General features: G+C 71.1%; 15 protein-coding genes. 7 read left to right on the forward strand and 8 right to left on the reverse strand.

The window, feature by feature from the left end; genetic code table 11:
• Positions 1-5: 5 nt before the first annotated feature.
• Positions 6-1,832 (reverse strand): NHL domain-containing thioredoxin family protein, encoded by a 1,827-nt coding sequence (locus AC3ET4_RS02465; protein ID WP_431945335.1) that lies wholly within the window; start codon positions 1,830-1,832, stop codon positions 6-8.
• A 63-nt stretch (positions 1,833-1,895) separates the two neighbouring features.
• Here AC3ET4_RS02465 and AC3ET4_RS02470 point away from each other — a divergent pair, with 63 nt between their 5' ends.
• A complete protein-coding gene (locus tag AC3ET4_RS02470) occupies positions 1,896-2,585 on the forward strand; it encodes a hypothetical protein (protein WP_431945337.1) in 690 nt (229 codons plus the stop codon).
• Between the two features lie 176 nt (positions 2,586-2,761).
• Here the strand turns inward: AC3ET4_RS02470 and AC3ET4_RS02475 are convergent, their stop codons facing one another.
• Both AC3ET4_RS02475 and AC3ET4_RS02480 read right to left on the reverse strand, forming a co-directional pair.
• Positions 2,762-3,655 (reverse strand): amidohydrolase family protein, encoded by an 894-nt coding sequence (locus AC3ET4_RS02475; protein ID WP_431945339.1) that lies wholly within the window; start codon positions 3,653-3,655, stop codon positions 2,762-2,764.
• 94 nt (positions 3,656-3,749) lie between these two features.
• Positions 3,750-4,538, reverse strand: coding sequence for an SDR family NAD(P)-dependent oxidoreductase (locus AC3ET4_RS02480; protein ID WP_431945341.1), 789 nt, complete (start codon positions 4,536-4,538; stop codon positions 3,750-3,752).
• A 173-nt stretch (positions 4,539-4,711) separates the two neighbouring features.
• Between AC3ET4_RS02480 and AC3ET4_RS02485 the strand changes: the two genes are divergently transcribed.
• Both AC3ET4_RS02485 and AC3ET4_RS02490 read left to right on the forward strand, forming a co-directional pair.
• Positions 4,712-5,305, forward strand: coding sequence for a TetR/AcrR family transcriptional regulator (locus AC3ET4_RS02485; protein WP_488175903.1), 594 nt, complete (start codon positions 4,712-4,714; stop codon positions 5,303-5,305).
• A 374-nt stretch (positions 5,306-5,679) separates the two neighbouring features.
• Complete coding sequence (locus AC3ET4_RS02490) at positions 5,680-6,288, forward strand: YdeI/OmpD-associated family protein (protein WP_431945345.1); 609 nt, start codon at positions 5,680-5,682, stop codon at positions 6,286-6,288.
• A 157-nt stretch (positions 6,289-6,445) separates the two neighbouring features.
• Here AC3ET4_RS02490 and AC3ET4_RS02495 read toward each other — a convergent pair whose 3' ends face one another.
• The 4 genes from AC3ET4_RS02495 to pdhA form a co-directional block, all read right to left on the reverse strand.
• Positions 6,446-6,640 carry a hypothetical protein gene (locus AC3ET4_RS02495; protein ID WP_431945347.1) on the reverse strand — a complete coding sequence of 65 codons (195 nt, stop codon included), beginning with the start codon at positions 6,638-6,640 and terminating at the stop codon, positions 6,446-6,448.
• 102 nt (positions 6,641-6,742) lie between these two features.
• Positions 6,743-8,146: a dihydrolipoamide acetyltransferase family protein gene (locus tag AC3ET4_RS02500; protein ID WP_431945501.1), complete on the reverse strand. Its 1,404-nt coding sequence runs from the start codon at positions 8,144-8,146 to the stop codon at positions 6,743-6,745.
• A 52-nt stretch (positions 8,147-8,198) separates the two neighbouring features.
• Positions 8,199-9,173 (reverse strand): alpha-ketoacid dehydrogenase subunit beta, encoded by a 975-nt coding sequence (locus tag AC3ET4_RS02505; protein ID WP_431945349.1) that lies wholly within the window; start codon positions 9,171-9,173, stop codon positions 8,199-8,201.
• A gap of 2 nt (positions 9,174-9,175) precedes the next feature.
• Positions 9,176-10,327 carry a pyruvate dehydrogenase (acetyl-transferring) E1 component subunit alpha gene (gene pdhA, locus AC3ET4_RS02510; protein WP_431945351.1) on the reverse strand — a complete coding sequence of 384 codons (1,152 nt, stop codon included), beginning with the start codon at positions 10,325-10,327 and terminating at the stop codon, positions 9,176-9,178.
• A gap of 310 nt (positions 10,328-10,637) precedes the next feature.
• On the opposite strand from pdhA, the gene AC3ET4_RS02515 reads away from it, so the two are divergent.
• The 3 genes from AC3ET4_RS02515 to AC3ET4_RS02525 all read left to right on the forward strand — a co-directional run bounded on the left by AC3ET4_RS02515 (position 10,638) and on the right by AC3ET4_RS02525 (position 13,549).
• Positions 10,638-11,327 carry a response regulator gene (locus AC3ET4_RS02515; protein WP_431945353.1) on the forward strand — a complete coding sequence of 230 codons (690 nt, stop codon included), beginning with the start codon at positions 10,638-10,640 and terminating at the stop codon, positions 11,325-11,327.
• Positions 11,328-11,561: 234 nt separating this feature from the next.
• Positions 11,562-12,245, forward strand: coding sequence for a GntR family transcriptional regulator (locus AC3ET4_RS02520; protein ID WP_431945355.1), 684 nt, complete (start codon positions 11,562-11,564; stop codon positions 12,243-12,245).
• Complete coding sequence (locus tag AC3ET4_RS02525; RefSeq protein ID WP_431945357.1) at positions 12,245-13,549, forward strand: MFS transporter; 1,305 nt, start codon at positions 12,245-12,247, stop codon at positions 13,547-13,549. Before AC3ET4_RS02520 ends, AC3ET4_RS02525 begins: the two co-directional genes overlap by 1 nt.
• Before the next feature lie 15 nt (positions 13,550-13,564).
• On the opposite strand, the gene AC3ET4_RS02530 is transcribed toward AC3ET4_RS02525, so the two are convergent.
• Entirely contained in the window at positions 13,565-14,395 is an 831-nt protein-coding gene (locus AC3ET4_RS02530) for a maleylpyruvate isomerase family mycothiol-dependent enzyme (protein WP_431945359.1), read from the reverse strand.
• A 132-nt stretch (positions 14,396-14,527) separates the two neighbouring features.
• Here AC3ET4_RS02530 and AC3ET4_RS02535 point away from each other — a divergent pair, with 132 nt between their 5' ends.
• Positions 14,528-15,328, forward strand: a complete 801-nt coding sequence (locus AC3ET4_RS02535; RefSeq protein WP_431945361.1) for a carbon-nitrogen family hydrolase — start codon at positions 14,528-14,530, stop codon at positions 15,326-15,328.
• Positions 15,329-15,379 lie beyond the last annotated feature (51 nt).

The following is a 15,379-nucleotide window of genomic DNA, read 5'->3' on the forward strand; positions in this document are numbered from 1 at the left end:
GCGGGTCAGCCGTCCATCCCGGCGAGCACCAGGGCGAGGCGGGTGTCCCCGTCGGCCGTCAGGCGGACGGGGACACCCCAGTCCTGCTGGTGCACATGGCAGGCGGGGAACTCGTTGCCCGGGTCGTCGTCGCACGACGCGGCCATCGCCGACACGTGCAGCACCCCCTCGCCGACGTCGCCGTTCAGGACGACGTCACGGAAGAGGTCCGTACCCTTGCCGGCCCCTTCGCTCAGCAGCTCCGGCGGCGTCGCGCTGACCAGCAGCCGCGTCGAGGGCCCGTAGCGCTCGTCGAGCTTCTGGCCGACCGGGGCGGAGAACACCACATCGAGCCGGAACGGCCCGGGCGCCACATCCGTCGTGGGCCGCCGTGTACGGTGCGCGGCGCCCTCGACCCGCACGGCCTCCTCCGGCAGGCGCAGTCGCGTCAGCCGGTGGCGGGCGGACTCCACCACCACGATCTCCGCGCCGTCCAGCACCGCGCCCGACGGCTCCCGCAGGTCCGTGGCGAGCGTGCTGACCTCAGCGGTCGCCGGGTCGAAGCGGCGCAGCGCGTGGTTGTAGGTGTCGCTGACCGCGACCGACCCGTCCGGCAGGGCGGTCACCCCCAGCGGATGCTGCAGCAGCGCCTGCTCCGCGGCACCGTCACGGTGACCGAAGTCGAACAGCCCCGTGCCGACGGCCGTGCGCACCACGTACCCCGCGCCGTCCGCGGCCCGCTCCACCCAGCGCAGCGCGCTGGTCTCGGAGTCCGCGACCCACAGCCGCTCACCGGCCGCCGCGAGCCCCGACGGCTGCGCGAACCACGCCTGCTCCGCCGGGCCGTCGACCAGCCCCTCGTTGGTCGTCCCGGCGGCCACGGCGACCGATCCGTCCGACGGGTCGTACGTCCACAGCTGGTGGACGCCCGCCATGGCGATCCACACCCTGCCGTCCCACCACGCCACGTCCCAGGGCGAGGACAGGTCGGTGCCCAGCGCCGGGCCCGAGGTCGCCGAGCCCTGCCACCACTGCTTCCCGGTGCCGGCCACCGTCTCCAAAGCCCCGCTCACCGGATCGAACACCCGCAGGCGGTGGTTCACGGTGTCGGCGACGACCACCGTGCCGTCCGGCAGGAGCGCCAGCCCCTGCGGCTCGTTGAAGTCCTCCGGGCCGCCGATCCGCCGCACGACGCTCTCGCCGTCCGGCGCCATCTCCACCAGCTGGTGCCGGGTCGAGTCCGACACCAGCAGGTTCCCCGAGGGGAGCAGCAGGGGCTTGCCCGGGAACCGCAGGTCGGTGGCGACCGGCTCCGGCGGCACATACGGCCCGTCCCCGCGGCGCAGCGTCCCCTTGGCCTCGTGCTCCGCCTCCAGCTCGGTGACCAGCGCCTCCAGCGCGTGTGCGTGCCCCTCGCCGGAGTGCTGGGCGACGACGTACCCCTCCGGGTCGATCACGGTCAGCGTGGGCCACGCCCGCACGGCGTACTGCTTCCAGGTCGTGAGCTCGGGGTCGTCGAGCACCGGGTGGTGCACCCCGTACCGCTCCACGGCGTCCACGACCGACCGGTGCTCCGCCTCGTGCACGAACTTCGGCGAGTGCACCCCGACGATCACCACGGTGTCGCGGTGCTTCTCCTCCAGCTCGCGCAGCTCGTCGAGGACGTGCAGGCAGTTGACGCAGCAGAAAGTCCAAAAATCAACAATTGTGACTTTCCCTCGCAGGTCGGCCAGGGTGAGGGCCTTGCCTCCGGTGTTGATCCATCCGCCCCTGCCGACCAGCTCGGGGGCGCGGACACGGACACGCTTGCGGGGTGCGGGCGCGGGGGTGGGCGCCGGGGCGGCATCGTTCATCCCTCAAGCTTGCCATCCTGGTATGAACGTCGGATCGCACGTGTACGGCGGGGGGAGCGACGAATGGCTGCGGACGGGAACGAGACGACTGCCGGTGAGACGGAGCGGACGGAACAGAGCTTCATGGCGCTGCCGGACGCCACCGAGGACACGTGGGAGCCATTCGCCACGCGTCTTGTGGAGGTCGTCCGGATCCTCGGGCTCGACGTCGTTCCAGAGCCTCAGCCGGGTGGACCCCTGACCTGGGAGCACCGCGCTCGGGCGGCGCTGCGTGAGGCGTGCCGCCAAGGCATGGGCCTGTCCGAGGCAGCGTTCGACGCACTCGTCAAGGCAGCGGTCCACGATCCCAACCCGAGTCTCAACCGTGGTTTCATCGAGCCGGCTCTGAACGCGTTCGGACGCGGCCGCGTCCGATCCGCGCTGCTCGGGTACCTGCGGACCGGCTCGGACCTTGAGCGAGCGGGCGCTGCGCGGGCCTGGTACTGGTCAGCCCTACCCCTACGGATGACCCTCGTACGGGCCAAGAGCCCCGGATTCACCGGTCAGGCTGAGCCCGATGACGGCTCGGCCGGCGCCGGGCCCTCCGCCGCCGGGGCGCCGGTCGCCCAGACGATCCGGCAGCGCTCGTCACCGTTGAACCTCACGCCCACCCTGCCTCGCCGGACTTCCATTCGATCGATCGCGAGGCCAAGACGTTCACGTCTTCCGGTCGCCGACACCGGCCGCGTCGTCGGTTACCCGAGTCTCACGTAGCAGGCCGGCGTCCAGGAGCGGAGGGATGTCCACAGGACGGGTCGGCATCCGCAGTCGGTCCGCACGCAGCCCCTCCATCCGCGTACGAGGTCGCCCGGCGAGCCGTTTGTAGCGGTCGATCGCGTCTGCGCCGGTCGAGCGATCACCAACCAGGGCAGATCGAACTCAACGACCTCTCAGGACTTCCAGTCCAGGACGCTGCGGATGGTGCGGCCGAGCATCCATTCCTTCTCGGCGGCGGAGAACTCGTTCGAGTCCAGCAGGTAGTGCAGGCTGTGTGAATAGGGTGCCGGATGCGGGGACAGCCCGGGCTTGACGGCCTGAGTGTGGTCGCTGGCCCACAAGATCCGCTCGGCACCGTAGGCGTCGACGACCTTGCGGAAGTGTGGAATGAGGTCGGGGTAGGGGTAGGGCTCTCCCGCGAGGCGCTCGATGTGCGCCCACTTCACGTGGAGGTTGCCGTACTCGGCCAGAGACCGGATCTTGTCCAGTCGGCTGTAACGCTCGGTCGGCGCCGTCTCGGCCGTCGGCCAAGCGATGCCTATGTGATCGATGACAAACTTCAACCCCGGGAATCGCTGCAGGTACGGCTCAAGGGTCTCCGCCCGAGGGGTGACCATGATGAACACCGGCACTTGCTCGGCCTCACATGCTGCGAACAGCCTGCTGTAGCCGCCCTGCTCGAACTCCGGGTCGCGCCAGGTGTTGCCGTCGAATCCCGCATGGACCCGGATGCCGACGCACCCCGGCTTCTGGCGCAGACCGGCAACCACGTCCTCGAGTTCGGGGTCCTTGTAGTCCACCCGGCTCAGCCACACGAACCGATCCGGATACCTGGCGGCCGCCAGTTCCGAGAAGGGGCGCTCGGGACGCCACGCCCCGTTGGCATGGTAGCCGCCGGGAAGCATGTGGAACTGGTCGTCGAGGCCGGTGAACTCGTCGATCACGGCGCCGTGCACGCCCACAGCGTCCATGGCCACAATCGTCGCGTTGAGTGTGGTTTCGAGGTCGACCTCCTGCCAGTGGGGGCCTATCTGGTTGGCGTGGAGCTGACCGTCGATGATTTCCATGCTGGGTTCCTTCGTATGGATTCGTTGGATGACCGGGGTAGGCGTCTGCGGCCCCGGCATGCTGACGTCGGCTGCGCGGTGTCCGGCGCGTCGGTCAGGAATCCTGACTGCGGGAAAGGCCGGGCATGTGGGCGGTGATGCCGCCGTCGACCACCAGGACCTGGCCGTTGATGTAGGAGCCGGCGTCACTGGAGAGGAACGCGACAGTTTCCGCGATGTCCGCCGGCACTCCGGTGCGCTCGACCAGCCCGCCGGTTGCCCTCTGGAAAGCCTCCTGGCTCGCAGAGTCGTCGCCGACCATGATGACTCCCGGAGCGACCGCGTTGCAGCGCACTCCCCGCACGCCGTAGGTCGCCGCGATGGTGCGGGTGAGGCCGATCATGCCCGCTTTCGCCGAGGAGTAGGCGGTCGCGAAGTCGCTGATGCCGTACAGCGCCGCCGTCGAGGTCATCATGGTGATCGAACCGGTTCCCGCGGCCAGCATGTCCGGAAGTACGCGCCGCGCCCCAAGCATGGGGCCGCGGAGATTGGTGGCGAGCACCCGGTCCCACACCTCGAGGGAGCTGTCGAGCAGGCCGCGGTCGCCGGCTACCGACGCTTTGAGAGCCGCGTTGTTGACCAGCACGGTGACGGCACCGTGACGCTCCCGTACGGTCGCCAGAACCGACTCCCACGCGGAGTCCTCGGCTACGTCCAGCGGAAGTGCGTCCGAGACTCCCCCCGCCGCGCGGATCTGCTCGCACGTCTCCTCCGCAGTGGCGAGATCGATGTCGGTCGCGATCACCGTCGCGCCCTTGGCCGCGAGAGCCAGGGCGCATCCACGGCCGATGCCGGAGCCCGCGCCGGTCACCAGCGCCTGGCGGCCGTGAAGCGAGGTGTCCATGGTCTTCTCCTGAGGTTGCTCGCGTACTGGGACACGCGCCAGGCGGTTGGCGCTCCGGAGCGCTAACCATAGGGCCCCTCCGGAAGGGTAGCGTAGGACCCCTACGCTACCAAGAGCCGTAGGGGCCCTACATTTAAGGGGCAGCCATGTCGATTCCACAGGGAGCCGGGTCCATGCCCCAGGTCACACATCCGGCCGCTCCGCGCGTGCGACGCATGCGTGCCGATGCGCAGCGCAACTACGACAGGCTCCTCGAGGCCGCCGCGCTGGTCTTCGAGGAGCGCGGGGCAGCCGCGGCGCTGGAAGACATCGCCCGGCGGGCGGAGGTCAGTATCGCCACCCTGTACCGCCACTTCCCCACCAGGCAGGACCTACTGGAAGCCGTCTTCCTCCGCATTGCCGACACCCTTCGCGATCAAGCGTTGGAGTTGCTGGACAGCCCTGACCCGTTCCAGGGGTTCGTCCAGTGGCTGCGCCTGCACCTGGAGAGCGGGGCCACGGGCCGCGGCCTGGCCGCGAGCGTCATGACCGCCAAACTGCAGGACGGGACAGCGGTCAACACGAGCTGCAACGAGATGAAGGCGGCCGGTGAACAACTCCTGGCTCGGGCCCAAGCCACCGCGAGCGCACGGAACGGCGTCGACCTCGGGGATTTGCTCCTCGTCGTCCACGGGATCGTGCTCATCAACGAGCAACTCCCGACATCCCCGGACCGGCCGGAACGGATGCTCAACGTGATCGTCGACGGGCTGCGTGCTACACCCTGACCACCGACGAGTCGTGGAAACATGCCGGCGAGCTTCGCCACGGCGTGTACCGTCACCCGACCCGGCCTCATGGTGCGTCAAGCGGTACGAGTGAGACGGGAACGGGCTCTGCGCTCGTCGGCGATCATGACGCGCCGCACCTGCACTGCCGGCTGGTTGACCGTGCGGACCCGCCTGGCCAGGTTCACGCGCCGCTCGCACGGGAGAGCCGGCGCAGTGCTTTCTCGGGCTCGACGTCGATGAACGTGTGGTCGACCACCGGCTCGGCGGCAGCGATAGTGCGCGCCCTCAGCGGAGGCCGGTGAGCGAAGCCGCGCACGGAGCGGGCCGACGGTCCACGGGCATCCCGCATGCGGGCCTCGCCCGAACACCTCATGGCTGTCGGTCCGGTGTGGTTCGCTGACGGGGTGACCGACCATGAGGAGACCATCGCGTTCGCATCCGCCGAGGCGTTCCGGGCATGGCTCGACGTGAACCACGCCCTCTCGTCCGGGATCTGGCTCAAGCTGCGCAAGAAGGGCCCCGGAGTCGTCGCGCTGGACTACGCCCAGGCGCTCGACGAGGCGCTCTGCTACGGCTGGATCGACGGCCGGAAGGCCGCGTTCGACGACCAGTGGTGGCTTCAGCGCTTCACTCCACGCAGGCCCCGCAGCAAGTGGTCCAAAATCAACCGCGACAAGGCGGCCGCCCTGATCGAGCAGGGCCGGATGCATCCGGCGGGGCAGGCCGAGATCGACCGCGCGAAGGCGGACGGCCGCTGGGAGGCGGCCTACGACGGCGCGAGGACCGCCACAGTGCCGGACGACCTCACGGCGGCCCTGACCGCCGACCCGGCCGCGGCGGCGTTCTTCGAGACACTGGACGGGCAGAACCGCTACGCGATCCTTTACCGGATCCAGGACGCCAAGAAGGCCGAGACCCGGGCGCGCCGGATCGAGAAGTACGTGGCGATGCTGGCGCGGGGCGAGAAACCGCACCCGTGACCGAGGGGCGCCCCCCGGATCTCGCGTAGCTGCCGTGCCCGGCTGCGCCGCGCCGGGCGCCACAGGGGCACAAAACGACGACCCGGCGAACGGCCGTGAGGCGAACGTTGCCGTGAGGCGCTGGGCCGCGCCACCGCACACCAGCGGAACGCGGCGCTCAGGGGCTCAACTCGCTCACCGCGTCCGTGGTGGCGACCAGGCCGGAGTGGATCGTGGGGGCCAGGCTGGAGCTGGCGAGGCAGAAGCCGAGGAGGACGCACAGGATCGCGTGGGAGGGCTTCAGCGACTTCGCCCGGAGCAGGATGAGCGTGATCACGATCAGGAGCAGGACCACGGAAACGGATACCGCCATGGCGGTATGACGTCACATATCGCCGCCGGGGTGGGGGCGACACGCGCGGGAAGGGCCCGGACGTACACATGTCCGGGCCCTGCGCGTCGTCTGTCCGGGGGATCAGGCCCAGGTGATCAGACGCTTGGGGTACTCCAGGACCGCCGCGACGTCGGCGAGGAACTTGGAGCCGAGCTCGCCGTCGACCAGGCGGTGGTCGAAGGAGAGCGCGAGCGTGGTGACCTGGCGGGGCTTGACCTTGCCCTTGTGGACCCAGGGCAGTTCCTTGACCGCGCCGAAGGCGAGGATCGCGGACTCCCCGGGGTTGAGGATGGGCGTGCCGGTGTCGACGCCGAAGACGCCGACGTTGGTGATGGTGATCGTGCCGCCCTGCATGTCGGCCGGCGAGGTCTTGCCCTCACGGGCCGTCGCGACCAGCTGACCGAGCGCGGCGGCCAGTTCGGGCAGGGTCTTGGCCTGGGCGTCCTTGATGTTGGGAACGATCAGGCCGCGCGGGGTGGCGGCCGCGATGCCCAGGTTGACGTAGCCCTTGTGGACGATCTCCTGGTTGGCCTCGTCCCAGGCGGCGTTGATCTCCGGATTGCGGCGGATCGCGACCAGCAGGGCCTTGGCGACCAGCAGCAGCGGGCTGACCTTGAGCCCGGCGAAGGCCGGATCGGTCTTCAGCTCCTGGACGAGCCGCATGGTCCGGGTGATGTCGAAGGTGACGAACTCGGTCACGTGCGGCGCGGTGAAGGCGCTGGCGACCATGGCCGCGGCCGTGGCCTTGCGGACGCCCTTGATCGGGACGCGGGTCTCCAGCCCGCCCGCGGCGGGGGCCTGGGCGGCGGGCGCCGCTGCCGTCCCGGCGGCGGTGGACTGCGCGGGGGCGGCCGGCGCGGCGGCGGGGGCCGCCGCCCTCTGGACGTCCTCGCGGGTGATCGTGCCCTGCGGCCCGGTCGGGGTGACCGTGGCCAGGTCCACTCCCAGGTCCTTGGCGAGCTTGCGCACCGGCGGCTTGGCCAGCGGGCGCACCTCGGCGGGCGCGAACGCGGCGGACGCGGCCGGGGCGGGCGCGGCCGGGGGCTGGGCGACCGGGGCCGCCGGTGCCGGGGCCTGCCCGCTCAGCTCGTTCTGGATCGCCTGGAGATGGCCGGTCTGGGCCGGCACGGCGGGCTGCTTGCGGGGCCGGCGCTTGGTCGAGGAGGCGGCGACGCCGTAGCCGACCAGCACGGGTTGCCGCTTCTGCTCCGGCTCCGCGGCGGCCGGCTGCGGGGCGGCCTCGGCCGCCGCTCCGGCGCCGCCCTCACCGGTGTCGACGGTGATGATCACCGTGCCGACGTCGACCGTCTCGCCCTCGGGGAAGCGCAGTTCGTGCACCACCCCGTCGAAGGGGATCGGAAGCTCGACCGCGGCCTTGGCGGTTTCCACCTCGCAGACCACCTGGCCGTCGGCGACGGTGTCGCCGGGCTTGACGAACCACTTGAGGATCTCGGCCTCGGTGAGTCCCTCGCCGACGTCCGGCATCTTGAACTCACGGAAGCGCTGCGGTGCTGCCACTGTCGTCACAACCCTCTCCTCAGAACGCCAGCGAGCGGTCGACGGCGTCCAGCACCCGGTCCAGGCCGGGCAGGTACTCCTCCTCCACCCGCGCCGGCGGGTAGGGGGCGTGGAAGCCGCCGACCCGCAGCACGGGGGCCTCGAGGTGGTAGAAGCACCGCTCGGTGATGCGGGCCGCGATCTCCGACCCCATGCCGAGCTGCACCGGCGCCTCGTGCACGACGACCAGGCGGCGGGTCTTCTCCACCGACGCCTGGACGGCGTCGAAGTCCAGCGGGGACAGCGACCGCAGGTCCACGACCTCCAGGCTGCGGCCCTCCTCGGCGGCCGCGGCGGCCGCCTCCAGGCAGACCTTCACCATCGGGCCGTAGGCGGCCAGGGTGAGGTCGGTGCCCTCCAGGACCGTGCGGGCCTTGTGCAGCGGGGCGGGGATGCCGTCGGTGTCGACCTCGCCCTTGTCCCAGTAGCGGCGCTTGGGCTCGAAGAAGATCACCGGGTCGTCGGAGTCGATGGCCTGCTGCAGCATCCAGTAGGCGTCCTGCGGGGTCGACGGGGAGACGACCTTGAGTCCGGCGGTGTGCGCGAAGTACGCCTCGGGCGACTCGCTGTGGTGCTCGACGGCGCCGATGCCGCCGCCGTAGGGGATGCGGATGACGACCGGCAGCTTGATCTTGCCCAGGGCGCGCGCGTGCATCTTCGCGAGCTGGGTGACGATCTGGTCGTACGCGGGGAAGACGAAGCCGTCGAACTGGATCTCCACGACGGGGCGGTAGCCGCGCAGGGCCAGGCCGATCGCGGTGCCGACGATGCCGGACTCCGCGAGCGGGGTGTCGATCACCCGCTGCTCGCCGAAGTCCTTGTGCAGGCCGTCGGTGATCCGGAAGACACCGCCGAGCTTGCCGATGTCCTCACCCATGAGGACGACCTTGGGGTCGGTCTCGAGGGACTTGCGCAGCGCCTCGTTGAGGGCCTTGGCGATGGTCATCGTTGCCATGGTCAGTGACCCTCCGTGCTGTCCGCGAACGAGGCCTGGTACGCGGCGAACTGGGCGCGCTCCTCGTCGACGAGGGAGTGCCCGTCGGCGTAGATGTTCTCGAAGATCGACATGGGGTCGGGGTCGGGCATGGCGCGCACGGCCTCGCGGACGCGCTTGCCGAGCGCCTCGCTCTCCGCCTCGACGCCGGCGAAGAAGGCCTCGTCGGCGATGCCGTCCTTCTCCAGGTAGGTGCGCAGCCGCAGGATCGGGTCCTTGTGCTCCCACTGCTCGCGCTCCTCGTCGAGGCGGTAGCGGGTGGGGTCGTCGGACGTGGTGTGGGCGCCCATGCGGTACGTGAAGGCCTCGACGAGCATCGGGCCCTGGCCGGAGCGGGCGTGGTCCATGGCGGCGCGGGTGACCGCGAGGACCGCGAGGACGTCGTTGCCGTCCACCCGCACGCCGGGGAAGCCGAAGCCGGCGGCGCGCTGGTAGATCGGGACGCGGCTCTGCTTCTCGGTGGGCTCGGAGATCGCCCACTGGTTGTTCTGGCAGAAGAAGACGACGGGGGCGTTGTAGACGGCGGCGAAGGTGAAGGCCTCCGCGACGTCGCCCTGGCTGGAGGCGCCGTCGCCGAAGTAGGCGATGACGGCGGAGTCCGCGCCGTCCTTGGCGACGCCCATGGCGTAGCCGGTCGCGTGCAGCGTCTGGGAGCCGATCACGATCGTGTACAGGTGGAAGTTGTTCTCGTTGGGGTCCCAGCCTCCGTGGTTCACCCCGCGGAACATCCCGAGCAGGTTGACCGGGTCCACTCCGCGGCACCAGGCGACGCCGTGCTCGCGGTAGGTGGGGAAGACGTAGTCGTCCGGCCTGGTCGCCCGGCCCGAGCCGATCTGTGCGGCCTCCTGGCCCAGCAGCGACGCCCACAGACCCAGCTCGCCCTGCCGCTGCAAGGACGTGGCCTCCGCGTCGAACCGGCGGGTCAGCACCATGTCCCGGTACAGACCGCGCAGCTCGTCGGGGCTCAGGTCGATGGAGTACTCACTGTGTTGGACGCGCTCGCCCTCGGGGGTGAGGAGCTGTACCAGCTCCGGCTCTCCCTCACGGCGCTTCGCTCCACCGCGCGTGCCCGTACGGGGCGTACGGGGCTTCGCGGCAGTGCTTTTCACGCTCACGCTTGCTCCTCCGTCTGTCCGGCCCCCGGGATCCGCCGGCGGCCAGTGCGGCTCCTGCCCGACTCGTCGCGGCGCACGGGGTGTGTGCGGCACGGCCGAGCCGGGAGTGTTGGTCGACCCGGCGGGAGGCCCTGCGAAGTGAACGTTACCCACACCTTCCACTTTCGCGCGAAGGGTGTCCTACCTGCGGTTTTGTTTGGATTTCCTAGTAAATGGACGTTCTCGCAGGCCACCGGGACAACGGCACGGTATCCCGAGGATCGATTCTTCGTAAGAGGTCGGCGCGGGTCGCGTGTGCAACGCTGAACTTGTGACCGAAAAGTCGGGTATCAGGGTTTTCCTCCTGGACGACCACGAAGTCGTCCGGCGCGGGGTGCACGAACTCCTCGCCGCCGAGGACGGGATCGAGGTCGTCGGCGAGGCCGGCACGGCCGCCGAGGCACTGACGCGGATCCCGGCGGTGCGCCCCGACGTGGCGGTGCTGGACGTACGGCTGCCGGACGGCAGCGGGGTCGAGGTGTGCCGGGAGATCCGCTCCTCCCAGCCCGGGATCGCATGCCTGATGCTCACCTCCTACGCCGACGACGAGGCCCTCTTCGACGCGATCATGGCGGGCGCGTCGGGCTATGTGCTCAAGGACATCCGGGCCAGCGACCTGGTGGGTGCCGTGCGGGACGTCGCCGAAGGGCGGTCGCTGCTGGACCCGGTCGCCACCGCGCGCGTGCTGGAGCGGCTGCGCGGCGGCGCGGGACGCCAGGAGGACCGCCTCGCGGACCTGACCGACCAGGAGAAGCGGATCCTCGACCTCATCGGCGAGGGCCTCACCAACCGGCAGATCGGCGACCGGCTGCACCTGGCGGAGAAGACGGTCAAGAACTACGTCTCCTCCCTGCTCGCCAAGCTCGGAATGCAGCGGCGCACCCAGGCCGCCGCCTACGTCGCACGGCTGCGCGGCGGCGGCTCCGCGGGCACGGATCCGCAAGCGGGCCCGGGGCGGTGAGAGGCTCGAGGCAGTGAGGGACCCGGGGCGCTGAGGGACCCGAGGGCGGAGGCGGTGAGCGGCGCGCCGGGCGCCGAGGTCGCCACCCCGGCCACCCCGGCCACCCCGGCCACCCCGGCCACCCCGGCCACCAAGGGCCGAGCGCCGACACGTACCAGTCCGTATGCCCTGTACCAGTCCGTATGCCGGACTGATCCCCTGGCGCATACGTCTTGTATCTATGATGTGCGCATCATGACTCGAAGCCCCGCGGCCGCCGCCTCCGTCGCCAGCCCCGAGCCGGCCTCCAAGCAGCCGCCCGCCGCCGAGCGGGTCTATGCGCACGTCAAGCAGGCAGTGCTCGACCGCCGCTACGAGGGCGGCACCCTCCTGAGCGAGGGCGAGCTGGCCGAGGCCGTGGGCGTCTCGCGCACCCCCGTCCGCGAGGCCCTGCTCCGCCTGGAGGCCGAGGGCCTGCTGAAGCTCTACCCGAAGAAGGGCGCCCTGGTGCTGCCGGTCTCCGCGCAGGAGATCGCGGACGTCGTGGAGACCCGGCTGCTCGTGGAGCGCCACGCGGTGACGAGGGCGGTGCCCGCCCCGGAGCGGCTGCTGACCCGCCTGGAGGAGCTGCTGGACGAGCAGCGCGGCCACGCCGCGACCGGCGACCTCGCCGCCTTCGCGGCGGCCGACCGCAGCTTCCACGCCGAGATCGTCCGCGCCGCGGGCAACCGCATCCTGTCCCACCTGTACGACCAGTTGAGGGACCGTCAACTTCGCATGGGCGTGGCGACGATGAACGCCGATCCGGGGCGCATCGCCAAGAACGTCGCCGAACACACCGAGATCCTCGCGGCGTTGTGTGCGGGAGACTCCACCACCGCGGCCGCCCTGGTCGAGCGGCACGTCAGCTGGGTGAGCCACCTGGCCCGAGGGAAGTGATGACCACGAGCGGCACCAGTACCGGGGAACCGCCCGGCGGCGCCAGAGCCGTCGCCGTGTGGAGCATCGGCACCCTCGTCTACACCGTCGCGGTCGTGCACCGCACCAGCCTCGGCGTCGCCGGCATCGACGCCGCGGAGCGCTTCCACATCGGCGCCTCGGCGCTGTCCACCTTCTCGATCCTGCAGGTGCTGGTCTACGCGGGCATGCAGATACCCGTGGGCCTGCTGGTCGACCGCCTCGGCACCAAGAAGGTGCTGACCATCGGCATCGTACTGTTCACCGCGGGCCAGCTCGGCTTCGCCCTCTCCCACGCGTACGGACCGGCCCTCGCCGCCCGCGCGGTGCTGGGCTGCGGCGACGCCATGACCTTTGTGAGCGTGCTGCGCCTGGGCTCGCGCTGGTTCCCGGCCCGCCGCGGTCCGGTGGTCGCGCAGGGCGCCGCGCTCTTCGGCGTGGCGGGCAACCTGCTGAGCACCGTGCTGCTGGCGCGGCTGCTGCACTCCGCGGGGTGGACCCCCACCTTCGTCGGCACGGCGCTGGGCGGCGCGCTCGTCCTCGTCCTCGTGCTGGCCTTCATGAAGGACCACCCCGAGGGCTTCGAACCGGCGCCCGCCGAGCGCCCCGGGCGCGGCTACGTCAAGCGGCAGATCGCCGCCGCCTGGCGGGAGCCCGGCACCCGGCTCGGTATGTGGACGCACTTCACCACCCAGTTCTCCGGGATGGTCTTCCTGCTGCTGTGGGGGCTGCCGTACCTGGTCGAGGCCCAGGGGCTGTCCCGCGAGACCGCGGGCACCCTGCTGACCCTGGTCGTGATCGCCAACATGGTCTTCGGCATGCTCTTCGGGCAGATCATCGGCCGCCACCACGGCGCCCGGATGCCGCTCACCCTGGGCGTCGTCGCAGTGACGGCGGCGATGTGGGCGGTGGTCCTGGGGTGGCCCGCGGACCACGCCCCGCTGTGGCTGCTCGTCCTGCTCTGCGTCGTGCTGGGCACCTGCGGCCCGGCGTCGATGATCGGCTTCGACTTCGCCCGGCCGGCGAACCCGCCCGAGCGCTTCGGCACCGCCTCCGGCATCGTCAACATCGGCGGCTTCACCGCCTCGATGGCCACGCTGCTCGCCATCGGCGTCCTACTGGACGCCGCCGGCGGCGACTACCGGGTGGCCTGGAGCAGCGTCTTCGTCATCCAGGCGCTCGGCCTGGTCCAGATCCTGCGGCTGCGCGGCCGGGCCGCTCGGCTGGAGCGGCAGCGCATCGCCGCCAGCCGCGTCGAGAGCGTCCACGTCCCCGCCGGGACATGAACGCTCCCGCCGGCGTCACTGCGTGACGGCGATATTCGCCAGGATGGCGTCGGCCAGGGACTCGTCGCCCTCGATCTTCAGGCGGTCGGCCACCGCGTGCGCCCGCGTGCGGCCGCAGGTGAGCCGGAGGAAGGTCTCCCAGTCCATGGTCAGCGTGACCGCCGGGCCGAGCGAGACACTGCCGTCGATCGAGCCGTGCCCGTCGGCGTCGACCCGGACCGTCCGCATGAACTCCAGCTCCCCGTGGACGTCGAAGACCACGGCCGAGCCCGCGGGAGCGCCCGCACGCTCGGCGACCACCTTCGGCAGCTCGGAGAGGATGTGGTCACGGGCGACGGACGCGCCCGGCGAGTCGAGGTTGCCGGGCTCGCCGAGGGCCCGGCGCAGGTCCTGCTCGTGCACCCACACGTCGAAGACCCGCCACCGCAGCAGCTCCTCGAGGGTCGTCTCCCGGCCCATGGGGCCCCGCACGACGTCCTGCGCACCCCGGGTCTCGTTCCGCAGCTGCCGCGACCGGCGGATGATGGTGTAGTCGAGCTCCCCGACCACCTCGGGCGGAGTGTGGTGCCTCCGCTTGTCGACCGGCACCTCCACATAACGGGCGTGCTCCGTGGTCATGTGCCGAAGGTCGCTGGGGAGCGTGTGGATCGGCCGGGGATCACCCAGCATCTCGCACTCGTAGCCGATCACATGCGACACGACGTCGCGCACGGACCAGTACGGGCATTCGGTCGGCCGGTTCCAGGCGCCCGCCGGAACGGGACGGACCAATTCGGCTATCGCTTCTATGGAGTGGGTCCAGGCGTCGATGTACGGCTGGATCTGACTGTGGACGGTGCCGGTCACGGGACCCCTCGACGGTCGGAGCGCGGTCGTGGTGTGCGCCATAAATTACGCTGCGCAGTGACACCACGGGAGTGCTTTCGTGTGACGATCGTAGGCCCGCAAGAACGTGCCGAACTCATGGGCGGTGGTACTGTGCGCGTTTCCCTGCTCCAGATCGACGTCGCTCGCGGCGAAGCGGTGGACGCCCGGCGGGAACGGGTGGCGTCGCTCGTCCGCGAGCAGGCCGGCTCGGACCTTGTCGTCCTGCCCGAGCTGTGGCCCGTGGGCGCCTTCGCCGCCGATCTCTTCCGGCCGGAGGCCGAGCCGCTGCACGGTCCCACCGCCGAGGCCATGAGCGCCGCCGCGCTGGACGCGGGTGTCTGGCTGCACGCCGGGTCGATCGTCGAGTGCGCCGCCGACGGCGCGCTGTACAACACCTCCCTGCTCTTCTCCCCCGACGGCGAGCTGCGCGCGACCTACCGCAAGATCCACCGCTTCGGCTTCGACCAGGGCGAGGCGGTGCTGATGAGCGCCGGCGACCGCATCGTCACCGGCCTCGTTCAGGGCGTGTGCGTGGGTCTGGCCACCTGCTACGACCTGCGGTTCCCCGAGCAGTTCCGGCTGCTCGTCGACGCGGGCGCCACCGTCCTGGCCGTACCGGCCGGCTGGCCCGCACGGCGCCGCGAGCACTGGACGCTGCTCGCCCGGGCCCGTGCCGTCGAGTCGCAGGCCTACGTGGTGGCCTGCGGCACCGCGGGAACCCACGCCGGGGTGGAGCTGGCCGGGCACAGCGTCGTGGTGGACCCGTGGGGCGCGGTCGTCGCCGAGGCCGGACCGGGGGAGGAGGTCCTCACCGCCGACCTCGACCCGGGCCTGGTGGCGAGGACCCGGGCGGACTTCCCGGTGCTGCGCGACCGCGTACTGGGCCTGCCGGTGCCGGATTCGGCCGGTTGAGACGGTATGGCCCCATCAGGGACCATCGGCCTCGCAGGTGGGGGCGGAGTC

The sequence above is a fragment of the Actinacidiphila sp. bgisy167 genome, assembly GCF_057707665.1.